At 66.8% G+C, this 13228-nt stretch carries 13 protein-coding genes; 6 read left to right on the forward strand and 7 right to left on the reverse strand.

What is annotated here, in order from left to right; all coding sequences use genetic code 11:
• Positions 1-617: 617 nt before the first annotated feature.
• Positions 618-1040, forward strand: a complete 423-nt coding sequence (locus ITJ57_RS00835) for an NUDIX hydrolase (RefSeq protein WP_194668427.1) — start codon at positions 618-620, stop codon at positions 1038-1040.
• Positions 1041-1128: 88 nt separating this feature from the next.
• On the opposite strand, the gene ITJ57_RS00840 is transcribed toward ITJ57_RS00835, so the two are convergent.
• Positions 1129-1653: a hypothetical protein gene (locus tag ITJ57_RS00840; RefSeq protein WP_056010197.1), complete on the reverse strand. Its 525-nt coding sequence runs from the start codon at positions 1651-1653 to the stop codon at positions 1129-1131.
• A gap of 104 nt (positions 1654-1757) precedes the next feature.
• On the opposite strand from ITJ57_RS00840, the gene ITJ57_RS00845 reads away from it, so the two are divergent.
• Together ITJ57_RS00845 and ITJ57_RS00850 are read left to right on the forward strand one after the other, a co-directional pair.
• Complete coding sequence (locus ITJ57_RS00845) at positions 1758-2315, forward strand: peptidylprolyl isomerase (RefSeq protein ID WP_056010195.1); 558 nt, start codon at positions 1758-1760, stop codon at positions 2313-2315.
• Positions 2316-2480: 165 nt separating this feature from the next.
• The gene (locus ITJ57_RS00850) at positions 2481-3173 is read left to right on the forward strand and encodes a rhomboid family intramembrane serine protease (RefSeq protein ID WP_228506411.1); all 693 of its coding nucleotides are present in this window, start codon (positions 2481-2483) and stop codon (positions 3171-3173) included.
• Positions 3174-3544: 371 nt separating this feature from the next.
• On the opposite strand, the gene ITJ57_RS00855 is transcribed toward ITJ57_RS00850, so the two are convergent.
• Positions 3545-3790, reverse strand: coding sequence for a cell division protein CrgA (locus ITJ57_RS00855; RefSeq protein ID WP_056010191.1), 246 nt, complete (start codon positions 3788-3790; stop codon positions 3545-3547).
• Positions 3791-3868: 78 nt separating this feature from the next.
• On the opposite strand from ITJ57_RS00855, the gene ITJ57_RS00860 reads away from it, so the two are divergent.
• Genes ITJ57_RS00860 through ITJ57_RS00870 form a run of 3 tightly spaced genes read left to right on the forward strand, consistent with a single transcriptional unit; the run spans position 3869 to position 5504 of the window.
• Positions 3869-4675 carry a class E sortase gene (locus tag ITJ57_RS00860; protein WP_370582112.1) on the forward strand — a complete coding sequence of 269 codons (807 nt, stop codon included), beginning with the start codon at positions 3869-3871 and terminating at the stop codon, positions 4673-4675.
• Between the two features lie 2 nt (positions 4676-4677).
• Complete coding sequence (locus tag ITJ57_RS00865; RefSeq protein ID WP_164488336.1) at positions 4678-4839, forward strand: hypothetical protein; 162 nt, start codon at positions 4678-4680, stop codon at positions 4837-4839.
• Positions 4836-5504 (forward strand): aminodeoxychorismate/anthranilate synthase component II, encoded by a 669-nt coding sequence (locus ITJ57_RS00870; protein ID WP_194668429.1) that lies wholly within the window; start codon positions 4836-4838, stop codon positions 5502-5504. Before ITJ57_RS00865 ends, ITJ57_RS00870 begins: the two co-directional genes overlap by 4 nt.
• An 80-nt stretch (positions 5505-5584) precedes the next feature.
• Here ITJ57_RS00870 and pknB read toward each other — a convergent pair whose 3' ends face one another.
• The 5 genes from pknB to ITJ57_RS00895 all read right to left on the reverse strand — a co-directional run bounded on the left by pknB (position 5585) and on the right by ITJ57_RS00895 (position 13226).
• Positions 5585-7276: a Stk1 family PASTA domain-containing Ser/Thr kinase gene (gene pknB / locus ITJ57_RS00875; protein WP_056010187.1), complete on the reverse strand. Its 1692-nt coding sequence runs from the start codon at positions 7274-7276 to the stop codon at positions 5585-5587.
• Positions 7277-7380: 104 nt separating this feature from the next.
• Entirely contained in the window at positions 7381-9126 is a 1746-nt protein-coding gene (locus ITJ57_RS00880; protein ID WP_194668430.1) for a protein kinase, read from the reverse strand.
• Positions 9123-10598, reverse strand: coding sequence for a penicillin-binding protein 2 (locus ITJ57_RS00885; RefSeq protein WP_056010184.1), 1476 nt, complete (start codon positions 10596-10598; stop codon positions 9123-9125). Before ITJ57_RS00885 ends, ITJ57_RS00880 begins: the two co-directional genes overlap by 4 nt.
• Complete coding sequence (locus tag ITJ57_RS00890) at positions 10595-11992, reverse strand: FtsW/RodA/SpoVE family cell cycle protein (protein ID WP_056780493.1); 1398 nt, start codon at positions 11990-11992, stop codon at positions 10595-10597. The genes ITJ57_RS00885 and ITJ57_RS00890 overlap by 4 nt, the downstream gene beginning before the upstream one ends.
• On the reverse strand, positions 11982-13226 hold the full coding sequence (locus ITJ57_RS00895) for a Stp1/IreP family PP2C-type Ser/Thr phosphatase (RefSeq protein WP_056010180.1): 1245 nt from the start codon (positions 13224-13226) through the stop codon (positions 11982-11984). Before ITJ57_RS00895 ends, ITJ57_RS00890 begins: the two co-directional genes overlap by 11 nt.
• Positions 13227-13228: the final 2 nt, after the last annotated feature.

The following is a 13228-nucleotide window of genomic DNA, read 5'->3' on the forward strand; positions in this document are numbered from 1 at the left end:
CGAAGCAAACGGCCGTCGGAGAGCTACATGACGGCCGGCAGAACGGCTGCCCGCATAGCGGCACTGATGGCCTCACCGAAGTGCAATGGAATCTGCTTGATTCGACCTACTGGACGAATGACCAGGTTCGCGGGGGGCGGCCTCCCTCGTCGTCAGCTCGAGCCGTTCTACTCGCACCAGCGCCGACAATGGCCGCCGTCTGATCGTCGATGATGCGTCGGTTTCTGTCATGAATTATGGAGGAACGGGCAGCGTGCGCCCTCGGTGCGCCCCGAGGCTGGTGGGAAGCCTGATCTGCAGGGGCTAGCGTTTCCCCTTCAACGCGCAATGGATGTTCGATTCCTCGCAATTCGTTGAGCCACGGATTTTCAGCGGGCGGATGATGCCTGGTTGGCCAGCCGTGGAGACACGCCTTCACCTCCTCTACGGCACCTTGAACCGCCTCGATGTTGATCGAAGGTTCAGATGCGCGAGCTCGACTTGACCAACACGGTGCCATCTGAGAGTGACTCCCCAATGGTGTATCCCTGAGCAGCCGCTTCTCGAGCGGTCCGCCAGACCCGGACAAGCGCCGGGCATATAGCCATGCCCCAAGCGACGGCGGTTAAGCTGGCGGCATGGACATCCGCGTCGCTGCATATGCCGTCATCGTCGACGAACGGGGCATGCTGCTCTCCCACTGGAACGAGAGCGGACACAGCGGGTGGACCCTCCCAGGCGGCGGGATCGACCCCGGTGAGGACCCGGCAGACGCGGCCGTGCGTGAGGTGTTCGAGGAGACCGGCTACCACGCGCAGCTCGACGAGCTGATCGGCGTCGACTCGCAGGTCGTGCCGGCGGAGCGTCGCCTCAGCTCGACGGCCACCGGGCCGCTCCACACCCTGCGGATCGTCTACCGGGCGCACCTCACCGGCGGCACCCTGACCTACGAGGCCGACGGCAGCACCGACTATGCCGCCTGGTACCCGCTCGACGAGATCGGCTCGCTCGACCGCGTCAGCCTCGTCGACGTCGGTCGACGCTTCGCCGGCCTCATCTGAGCGAACCGGCCTCACCACACGCGGCCCGCCCAACACGAAGCCCCTCCCCGGTCGGAACCGGTGAGGGGCTGCGTCGTGCGAAGCGAACTCAGGAAGCCGCGGGCTCCTCGTCGGAGACCCAGAGCTCGTCATCGGCACGGAACGTCTGCCAGACGGCGTACGCGACACCGGCGGCGGCGAGGACGCCCAGGCCGATCGCGATGACGGTACCGGCGCCGGCACCCTTCTTGGCGGGCAGCACCTGCTCGGGGACGTGGAGGCGGCGCAGCGCAGACTGCACGCGCGTGTCCTTCGCGATGTCGCCGATGCTCAGCACTGTGCCGACGACGCCGCCGACAGCGGGGACGACGCCGTGCGAGATGCCGTGCTTCACGCCGTCGACGGCGTTCCGCGAGTACTTGATGCCGCGGTCGACCGTGGGGACGACGCGGTGCTCGTAGGTGTCGCGGACGACAGGCGCCACCTGCTCCTTCGAGAAGTTCCCGAGCTGACGGCTCACCTCACGAGCGACCTCGTTGGCGTGGTTGAGAACATCCTGCTGGGAGTCCCAGAGGTCGGCAGCGGAACCCTTGAGCTTCTTGAGCTCTTTCCGGCGCTTGCGTGACAGGCTCATGTGGTCATCTCCAATGATCGCGGCAACAACGTAACCTCCATCTTGCCACTTAGACCCCTGGATACCATCCGAGAGTCCCGAACCCTTGTGCAAGAATTGTCTGTATGTCAAAGCACACCGCAGTCGCCACGTTGCACACCAACCACGGTGAGATCAAGGTCAACCTCTTCGGAGACCACGCTCCCAAGACGGTCAAGAACTTCACCGACCTGGCGACCGGCGGGCGCGAGTGGACGGACTCGAAGACGGGCCAGACCCGGAACGACGCGCTGTACAGCGACCTCATCTTCCACCGCATCATCCCGGCCTTCATGATCCAGGGCGGCGACCCGCTCGGCACCGGCACCGGCGGCCCGGGCTACAACTTCGACGACGAGATCCACCCGGAGCTCACCTTCGACGAGCCCTACATCCTCGCCATGGCGAACGCCGGCAAGCGCCGCAACGCGATCACCGGTGCCGTCGAAGGCACCAACGGCTCGCAGTTCTTCATCACCACCGTTCCGACGCAGTGGCTCCAGGGCAAGCACACCATCTTCGGTGAGGTCGCCGACGCTGACTCCCGCGCCGTGGTCGACGCCATCCAGGCTGTCCCGACCGGTGCCGGCGACAAGCCGATCGAGCCGGTCGTGCTGCAGAGCGTCACCATTTCCGAGGCGTAGACCCGACTCGGAGGACAGACCGTGACCCTGCCCCGGGATCCGTCGGCCAACGTCTGCTATCGCCACCCAGACCGTCAGAGCTTCGTGCTCTGCCAGCGCTGCGGTCGGACGATCTGCGGCGAATGCCAGACGCCCGGGGCAGTCGGTTTCATCTGCCCTGAGGACATGAAGGCGCAACGCCAGAGCGCTCCGCGCAACCGGATCGGCGCGAGGATCAGCAACTCCTCCCCGATCGTCACCTACGCGATCATCGCCGTCACGGCGTTCGTGTTCCTGCTGCAATGGATTCCTGGGCTCGGCGTCACCAACGCGCTGCTGTACGCAGGCGTGTATTCGGACCCCGCCTACGGAGCGTTCCAGCCCTGGCGGATGCTCACCGCGGTCTTCGTGCACTCGCAGGGGTTCATCTTCCACATCCTGCTGAACATGTACACGCTCTGGATCTTCGGCCGGATCCTCGAGACCATGCTCGGACACTGGCGATTCCTGGCGCTGTACCTCGTCGCCGGGTTCGCCGGCTCGCTCGGCGTCCTGTTCCTCTCCGCCCCGCAGACTGCCGTCGTCGGTGCGTCCGGAGCGATCTTCGGCCTGCTCGGTGCCTTCCTCGTCATCCAACGACGGATGGGGGCGGACACCCGCGGTCTCCTGGTGCTCCTCGGCATCAACCTCGTGATCGGGTTCATTCCTGGCGTGAACATCGCCTGGCAGGCCCACCTGGGCGGCCTCATCGGTGGCGCGCTCATCGGCCTCATCCTCGTCAACACCCGGAAGCGCACGCAGCAGCCCCTCCAGGTGATCCTCATCGGCGCCGTCAGCGTCCTGCTGGTCGGCGCGAGCCTGGTCCCCGCGCTGGTCTGACGCACCTCGACAGGCTCGGCGACCGGGTTCGGCTCGGTCACAGTGCTCAGCGGCGATCCCGGGCCACACCCATTGAGCGTCCGTCGATCGGGCTGCCGTAGCGTTCGCGTTCGCGAAGCCCGTGAAGACTCAACCATGCAGCCGACGTTGAAGGTTGCGGGAGTTATCCACAGAGTTATGAACATTGGGGATAATTACACGGTTGTCATTCCCCGTGTTTCCGGGGGCCTCAGGAGTTCTCCACAGCACGGTGTGGATAACCGGGAAGTTCTCCACATTCCTGTGGAGAACTCGGCCCGGTGGGTCCTCCGCACACGAAACAGCGGGCCGTCCGAAGGACGACCCGCTGTGCACGAAGTATTGGGGTGGGGCTAGCGCCACCTGGTGGTCATGAGGAACCCGATGAAGGCGATGCCGAAACCGACGAGGATGTTCCACGGCCCGAGGGACTGCACCGGCAGCAGCGTGCCGCTCAGGTAGTAGACGACGATCCAGGCCAGGCCGAGGAGCATGAACCCGAACATGACCGGCTTGAACCAGACGGCGTTCGGAGCGGGCTCGCCGCTGCGCTGCTCGGGTTCGCGGGACGGTTTGGTGCGTGCCTTCGTGCGTGCCATGCCGACATTCTACCTGTTCAGCTCAATCGCTGCCTTGAGGATCAGCCGAACGGAGGTTCTTCTGGGTAGAATCCATGGGTGACAGACGACCTTCCCTCGCGAGCGAGCGCACGCGCCGCCGAGCGCCGCGCCCCGGCGAAGCACCGCGTCAGCGTCTTCGGCGTCGCGGGAGAGCTCCTCATCACCGCAGGCATGGTCGTCCTACTGTTCCTGGCATGGCAGCTCTGGTGGAACGACATGATCATGGCCGGTAGCCAGGCGAACGCCGCATCCAGCCAGTCACAGCAGTGGATCGCGAACGCCGAGACGGAACCCGCTCCGGAGCCCACCGTCGACGCGAGCGGCACCCCCGACTACGGAGAACCGCCGGTGACGGCCCGCCCGGCCCCCGGCGATCCCTTCGCCGTGCTCTACGTGCCCCGGTACGGAGCGGACTACCGTCGCGTCGTCGCCGAAGGCGTCGACACGGCGACCGTGCTCAACAGCTTCGACCTCGGCGTCGGCCACTACCCCAGCACGCAGATGCCGGGTGAGGTCGGCAACTTCGTGGTGGCCGGGCACCGCAAGGCCTACGGTGGCGCGATGACGCTGATCAGCGACCTGCAGATCGGCGACCGGGTCTACGTGCAGACGGCCGACGGTTACTACACCTACGTGTTCCGGAACATCACCTACGTCCTGCCCACCCAGGTCGAGGTGTTGAACCCGGTTCCCCAGTTGGACGGCGTCGCGCCCACGCAACGCATCCTCACCCTGACCACCTGCAACCCGCTCTACTCGACGGCGGAACGCAGTATCGCTTACGCGGTGTACGAGTCCTGGCAGCCGCTGTCTGCCGGACCGCCCGCCGAGATCGCCGCGTCCGTCGCGGCTGCAGGAGGCTGACGATGTACGGCGCACTCTGGAGGGTCCTGCCCGGACCCGTGTGGCTGAGGATCATCATCCTCATCGTCCTGTTCGTGGCCGTGGTCGCCGCGCTCTTTACCTGGGTCTTCCCCTACGTGGACTCGTTCATCGTCGATCAGAACGTGACCGTCGGCGAGGAATGACCCGCATCCTGGTCATCGACAACTACGACAGCTTCGTCTACACGCTGATCGGATACGTCGAACAACTGGGTGCTGAGACCACCATGGTGCGGAACGACGGCATCGACGTCGGCGATCTCGAGGACCGCATCCGCGAGGTGGACGGTGTCCTCGTCTCACCCGGACCAGGAAGCCCCTCGGACGCCGGCATCTCCATCGCCGCCGTACTGGCCGCGCACACCACCGGCACACCGCTCCTGGGCGTGTGCCTCGGGCACCAGGCGATCGCCGAAGCGTTCGGGGCAACCGTCGGCACCGCGGAAGAGCTCATGCACGGCCAGACCTCGTCGATCGAGCACGACGGCAGCATGCTCTACGACGGCGTTCCCCACCCCTTCAGCGCCACTCGCTACCACTCCCTCGCCGTCGTCGACGGCACCGTCCCCAACGACCTCGAGGTCACCAGCCGGACGGTCGGCGGCGTCATCATGGGCCTGCGCCACCGCGAGGCGCCCATCCACGGCGTCCAGTTCCACCCGGAGTCGGTGCTGTCCGAGGGAGGCTATCGCCTCCTGGCGAACTGGCTCGAGACAGCCGGACTCCAGGGCGCCCGGCAGCGGGCGGCGGGACTCAGCCCACTCATGGAGCGAAACCCTTCGACAAGCTCAGGGACCGGGGTTCGCTGAGGGCACTTCGACAGGCTCAGTGACCGGAGCTGCGGCTCTGGGACATTGACCACCGGGTGCGGCCCAGATGCTGGGGTGGCCTACGGGCCGGTGCAGTACGTCAGGGTGATGACGGACTTCTGCGGGACGTCTCCCGGGCCAGGTGACATCGCCTTCACCGGATCGCCGGCGACGGCCTTACAGGTCGCGTCCGCCTGCGGCTGCACGACGAACTGCCTCGTCGAGTCCTGCAGGTAGTTGGTCGCATCGACGAGCGGCTGGCCGACGACGTCCGTCAGCGTCACGTTGCCGCTCGAAACGACGAGGTTCACCGCTGAACCCTGATCGACCGAGGTCCCCGCTGCCGGATCCATCCGGAGCACCACACCGGCCGGCACGGTCGGCGAGTTCTCGCGCGTCACGGAGCCCTGGGTGAGTCCTGCGGCGGCGATGGCGGCCCAGGCGGCCTCGGACGACTGGTTGGTGACGTCCGGGATCTCGACCTGAACACGGCCGGTCGACACGTAGACCTTGATCTGCGTGTTCTTCGTCACCGTCGTGCCGCTCGGCGGATCGGTGCGGATCACGTGCCCGGCCTCGTAGTCGCTACTGGCCTCGTCGAACTTCGTGGGCACGAGCTCGAGCTGTTCGATCGTGCTGTTGGCACTCTCCCACGTGGCGTCGACGAGATCGGGGACCTCGCGGGAGTCGGTGGAGATGCTCGTGGCCGGCGGGAGCTGCACGACCCAGAACACCAGCGAGAAGAGGATGACCGCGATACCGGCGACCGCAGCCCAGATCCACACGACCGGTGGCCGGCGCTGAGTGCGCGTAACGGTGTCGTCGGAGGTGAGCTGGCGGATCGCCTGCTCGGTGCTCGAGGCGGCCGTGGGAGACGGCCCGAACAGGGAGTCGTGGTCGTCGCGACGGACCGGCACATGACCGGCACCCGCCTCGTCGAGGTCCTCGCGGAACTCCACGGCGCTCTGGTACCGCTCGAAGCGGTCCTTGGCGAGGCCGCGCAGCACCACCTGGTCGAGGGCGGGAGACACCTTCGGGTTGATCGAGCTCGGCTTCACCGGACGCTCGCTGACGTGCTGGTACGCGACGGCGACGGCGGTGTCGCCGCGGAACGGCGCCTTCCCCGTCAGCATCTCGAAGAGGACGACACCGGTCGAGTAGAGGTCGGTCCGTGCGTCGACCGTCTCGCCCTTGGCCTGCTCCGGGGAGAAGTAGGCCGCCGTACCGAGGATGGCGGTGGTCTGAGCGACGGTGGTCGACGAGTCGGAGACGGCGCGGGCGATGCCGAAGTCGGTGACCTTGACGTCGCCGGCCGTCGTGATCATGACGTTGCCCGGCTTGATGTCGCGGTGGACGACGCCTGCACGGTGCGAGTACTCGAGCGCGGTGAGGATGCTATGCGCAATCCGCACCGCTTCGTCCGCAGCGACCGGGCCCTCGGCGATGAGGTCTTTGAGCATTCGCCCTTCGACGTACTCCATGACGATGAACGGTTCGATGAGATCGTGGCCGGAGCCGTCCTTCACGCGCTCCTCGCCGGCGTCGTACACGCGGACGATCGTGGGGTGCGCCATGCGCGACGCGGCTTGTGCCTCCTGGCGGAAGCGGGACCGGAACGCCGGGTCGGTGGCGAGCGTCGACTTCAAGACCTTGATGGCCACGGTGCGCCCGAGCTTGGTGTCGACGCCGCGGAAGACGTTGGACATGCCTCCGCGACCGATGAGGTCGCCGACGACGTATCGACCTGCGAGCAGGCGTTGATCGTCAGCCACGTACCACCCCTGAATTCGCTTGGAGGACAAACACTAACAGCTTACTCGCGCGCCCTTCGAGCGCTCTCAGGGATGACCCTGAGAGCACTCGCGAAGGCATCGGCCTACTGTTCCTTGATGACGTTGACGGGGGTCGACGACGGCGATCCGGACGAGGTGCCGGTGCTGCACCGGACCGCGTACGACACGGTCAGCTGCCCCACGGCGTCGACCGTGATGGTGCCGGTGGTGGTGTTCGCGTCGAACTGCCCGGAGGAGTTGTTCTGGAAGTACCCACCGGAGACGGCGACGGTGTAGCCCAGGAAGTCAGCACCGGTCGGGCAGGCGTTCTGCAGCGCGAGCCAGTCGACCTTGATCGTGGTCGAGGTCGCGTCCTTCGGGATGACGAGCGAGCCGTCGTCGAGGGAGGACTGGTCGAGCTTCGGAGCCTCGGTCGGCGGGTCGATGACGGCGACCTCGTCGTAGACGGTCAGCGTGATGGCGGAACCCGTCTTGACGTTGCCCGTGGGGTTCACGTCGTAGACGGTGTCGACCTGCTCCGGAGTCGTCGCCGGGTTGCCGACGTTCTTCGAGACGCTGAAGTTGTAGGGCGGTGCACTGAAGATGGTGTTGAGCTCTTCGAAGGACCGACCCTGGAGGTCGCTGAGGTTGATCGGGAAGATCGTCGGCGTCGGGGTGGGTGTCGGCGTCGGGGTCTTGGTCTTCGTCGGTGCGGCGGAGCTGGCGGTGGCCGTCGGCGTGGTCCCGCCGGCGTCGTTCCCCTGGTTCGCGAACACGGCGATGAGCGAACCCACCAGCACGATGACGAGGAGCGCGACCAGACCGATGAGCGGCCAGGTCCACTTGCTGCGCTTCTTCTTCTCGCCCTCGACCGCTGGGTCGTCCTCGAGCTGCTCGGCCTCTGCTGCCGACAGCAACTGCGTGGTGGCGTCGTCGGCGGCCGGCATGCGGCGCGTCTGGTCCATCACGGTGGTCGCGGCTTCGCCGGCTCCACCGAGGATCATCGGGACGGCTGCGGCCGCAGCGTTGAGGTCGCCACGGCGGAGGGCCTGGGCGGCCCGGGCGACGTGCGCGGAGGACGCGGGGCGATCGACCGGGTTCTTGGCGATCATCGACATGACGAAACGGCGGACCGGCTCGGCGATCGTGACCGGGAGCTCTGGCGGGGCCTCGTTGATCTGGGCCATCGCGATGGCGACCTGCGACTCGCCCGTGAACGGACGGCGTCCGGCCAGGCACTCGTACGCGACGATGCCGAGGGAGTAGATGTCGGTCGACGGCGACGCCGGGTGCCCGCTCGCCTGCTCCGGCGAGAGGTACTGGACCGTGCCCATGACCTGACCGGTCGCGGTGAGCGGCACCTGGTCGGCGATGCGGGCGATGCCGAAGTCGGTGATCTTGACGCGGCCGTCGGGCGTGATCAGCAGGTTGCCCGGCTTGATGTCGCGGTGGACGAGGCCGGCTGCGTGCGCGGCCTGCAGGGCCGACGAGGTCTGCGCGACGATGTCGAGCACCTTGTCGGTGGGGAGCACGCGCTCGCGCTCGAGCACCGTCGAGAGCGCCTCGCCGGGGACGAGTTCCATGACGAGGAAGGCGCTGCCATCCTCCTCGCCGTAGTCGAAGACGTTGGCGATGCCCTCGTGGTTCACCAGGGCGGCGTGCCGAGCCTCTGCACGGAAGCGCTCGAGGAACCCGGGGTCCCCCATGTACTCGTCCTTGAGGATCTTGATGGCGATGGTACGGCCGATGACGAGGTCAGTGGCCTGCCACACCTCGCCCATTCCACCGATCGCAATACGAGATTGCAGTTCGTAGCGACCTCCGAAGGTCAGCCCGGCTGTCGGTCTCATTTATTCAGCACCGCCTCTAGTACTTTCTTCGCGATCGGCGCGGCCACGAGGTTGCCGTAACCGTCCTGTCCGAGTCCACCGCCATCTTCAACAACGACCGCCACGGCGACCTTGGGGTCGTCCGCGGGCGCGAAACCGGTGAACCACAGCGTGTACGGATCGTCCGATCCGTTCTGTGCCGTGCCTGTCTTTCCAGCCACATCGACCCCATCTATTCTTGCATTAGTCGCAGCACCGCTCTGGACGCCCTGGACCATGATGTCCGTGATCTCCTTGGCCACCTCGCTCGTGATCGGCTGCGACAACTGCGCCGGTTCGAACTCCTTCAGCACGCTCAGATCCGGGTTCACGACGCGGTTGACGAGCTGCGGGTTGCAGACGACACCGCCGTTCGCGATGCCCGCCGAGACCATGGCCATCTGGAGCGCCGAGGCCCGGACCGTGTACTGCCCGAAGGCGGCCATGGCGGTCTGGTCGTCACTCAGCGCGTTGGGGAACGTGCTCGGCTGCATCGGCATGGGGTTGAGGCCGGTCCCCGTGATGTTCACGTCCATGTTGAAGCCGAAGCTCTGCGCCATGTCGCGGATCTTCTCGTACCCGAGCTCGACACCGAGCTCGGCCAGCGGGATGTTGCAGCTGAGTTGGACGGCCGTCGCGATGGAGACGGTCGCCCCACCGCCGCAGCTGCCGCCCTCCGAGTTGCGGATCACGGTGCTCGTGCCGGGGAGGGTGTATGTCGACGGGTTCGGGAACTCCGACTCCGGCGTGTACTGGCCGGAGGCGAACGCGGCCGCCGCGGTGACGAGCTTGAACGTGGACCCGGGCGGATCGAGATCGCCGTCGACGCCCTTGTTCAGCAGCGGCTGACGGTCGTCGTCGTCGAGGGCGCGGTAGGCGTCGAGGACGGCGGCGTTGTCGTGGCTCGCGAGCACGTTCGGGTCGTAGCCGGGGCTCGACACGGACGCGAGGATCTTGCCGGTCTTCGGCTCGATCGCGACGATCGCGCCCTCCTGGTCGCCGAGGGCGTCGAACGCGGCCTGCTGCACGACGGGGTCGAGCGTGACCTCGACGGCGGCACCCTTGGGAGCTTGCCCGGAGATGAGCCGGTTGATGGAGTCGAGGAACTGCGAGTTCGACGTACCGCTCAGGTAGTCGTTCGTCGCCAGCTCGAGCCCGGAGGATCCCTGCGTCGGCGAGAAGTAACCGGTGACGGGCGCGTACAACGGACCGTTCGCGTAGACGCGCTGGTACTTGTACTCGTCGTCGCTCGCGACCGATGAGGCGATCGCGGTGCCGTCCGTCAGGAGGATGGGGCCGCGTTCCGTGCGGTAGCTGTCGTACAGCGTGCGCGTGTTGCGGCCGTCGGCGTTGAGGGTGTCGGCCTGGAACATCTGGATGATGGTCGTCGACCCGAACAGGGCCAGGAACATCGCCAGCACGACGATGCTCACCCGCTTGAGTTCACGATTCATGAGACCACCGCCTTGGGTTGGGTTCGGACCGTATCGGAGATGCGGAGCAGCACGGCGATGATGATCCAGTTCGCGACGAGGGACGATCCACCGGCGGCCAGGAACGGCGTGGTGAGACCGGTGAGCGGGATGATGCGCGTCACGCCGCCGACGACGACGAAGACCTGGAGGGCGACTGTGAACGCCAGGCCGATGGAGAGCAGCTTGCCGAAGTCGTCGGTGCCCGCGTAGCCGACCCGGAACCCGCGGGAGACGAGCAACAGGTAGAGCGCGAAGATGGCGAACAGACCGGCGAGACCGAGCTCCTCACCGAGGCTGGCGATGATGTAGTCGCTCTGCGGGACCGGCGTGATCTCCGGCATGCCCTGGCCGAGACCGGTACCGAGGAGGCCGCCGTGGGCGAGACCGAAGATGCCCTGGACGAGCTGGTAGCTGCCGCCGTCGCGGTCGAAGACCTCTGGGTTGAAGGCGTCCCACCAGTTGTGGAACCGACCGGCGACGTAGGACAGCGTCTGGCCGGCGATGAACGCCCCGGCGAAGAACATCGTGAGGCCGATGATGATCCAACTGGCACGGCTGGTCGCGACGTACAGCATGACGAGGAACATGCCGAAGTAGAGCAGACCCGTTCCGAGGTCGCGCTGGAACACGATCACGCCCATCGCCATCGCCCAGACGACGAGGATCGGGCCCAGGTCGCGCAGGCGGGGGAACTGCACACCGAGGAACTTCTTCCCGACCATCGACAGGCTGTCGCGGGTGCGGACGAGGTACCCGGCGAAGAAGACGGCGAGGGCGATCTTCGCGATCTCACCGGGCTGGAACGTGACCGCGTCGCCGATCCCGATCCAGACGCGCGCACCGTTGACCTCTCGACCGATGCCCGGGAGCAGCGGCAGGAGGAGGAGGACGAACGCGAAGAGGCCGGCGACGTAGGTGTACTTGAAGAGGATGCGGTGGTTCCGGATGATGAGGACGACCGCGATGGCCCCGCCGATGGCGATCGCACTCCAAACCATCTGCCGGACGGCCGCGCTCTCCCAGCCGGCGTCGCCGAGGGCGATGTCGATCCGGTAGATCTCCGCGATGCCGATCCCGCCGAGCACGGTGGCGATCGGCAGGAGGAACGGGTCGGCCTCCGCCGCGGTGTAGCGGAGCACGATGTGGAACGCGAGGACGAGGAGGGACAGTCCGGAGCCGAAGGTGATCAGGGCGAAGTCGAGATGGCCGAGCGCGCCGAGCTGCACGAGCATGACGGCGACCGCGTTGATCGCGAAGGCGAAGATGAGCAGGGCCAACTCGAGGTTGCGGAGCTTCTTCGGGAGCCGGAGCCGACGCATCGTCTTGATGACGCCGGTGTCGGCCTGGATCGGGGCTGCGACGTCACTGGTCATCGGTCACCCGCAGACGTTTCACGATGTCGAGGGCCTCGGAGAACGAGGAGGCGCTGATGGTCTGGTCGACGGCCTGGCGGTCGAAGTCGGAGAGCGAACCGAGCGGGATGCCAGTGTCCTCCTTGACGCTCGACAGCTGGATCGGCCCGACGTCCTGCTGGATCCCCTGGTAGATGACGACTGTGTCGGTGTCGCCACCGACGAAGTAGCGCGTCTGGGTCCAGGCGTATCCGAGCACGACGCCACCGACGATAGCGACGATGACGACGATGAGTCCGACGAGCCAGGTGATGCGGCGGCGCCTCGCACGGCGCTCGTCCTCCTCGATCAGCTCGTCGAGGTAGTCCTCCGACGCCGGCTCGAAGTGGGAGTTGCCGAGCGAGGTGACGCGCCCCGGGTGCAGCCAGCTGTTCGGGATGAGCGAGGGTTTCTTCACCGAGGGGGTGAGCGCGAAGGCGACGGGCTTCGAGGCGGAACCGACGACGACCGGATCGGCGTCGCCGACCGGCTGGTCGACGATGTCGACGACGACGACGGTCACGTTGTCGGGTGCGCCGCGGTCGAGGCTCTGTCGGACGAGCTTCTCGGCGGTCCGCTGCGCCGACAACTCCTCAGTGAGCGTGGCGGCGATGTGCGGCTCGTCGACGACGCCCGAGAGGCCGTCTGAGCAGAGGATCCAGCGATCGCCCGGCTGCGTGCCGAGCGTCATCGTGTCGATCTCGGGCGAAGCGTCGACGTCACCGAGGACGCGCATGAGCACGGATCGGCGCGGGTGCACCATCGCCTCCTCCGCCGTGATCCGGCCGGAGTCGACGAGGCGCTGGACGAAGGTGTGGTCGACCGTGATCTGGCTGAGCTCGCCCTCGCGGAACAGGTAGATGCGGGAGTCACCGATGTGGGCGATGGCGACCTCGTTGCCGATGACCGCGAGGGCGGACACCGTGGTGCCCATGCCCGTGAGTTCCCGGTGCTTCGAGACCGTCTCGCCGAGGATGGAGTTGGCCGCGAGGATGGCCGCCTGCAGCGTCGCCTCTGCCGCTTCCGACGAGGGATACGGCTCGTCTGCTTCGATGATGCGGTTCAGTGCCATCGCGGAGGCGACGTCGCCTCCGGCGTGGCCACCCATGCCGTCGGCGACGACGAACAGGTGACGCCCGGAATACCCGGAGTCCTGGTTGTTTGAGCGCACTTTACCCACATGGGAGAGCGCCGCGCCGGCGCCGCTGGTCGTCACCG

The organism is Plantibacter sp. VKM Ac-2880 (genome assembly GCF_015351235.1).
Taxonomy (GTDB): Bacteria; Actinomycetota; Actinomycetes; order Actinomycetales; family Microbacteriaceae; genus Plantibacter.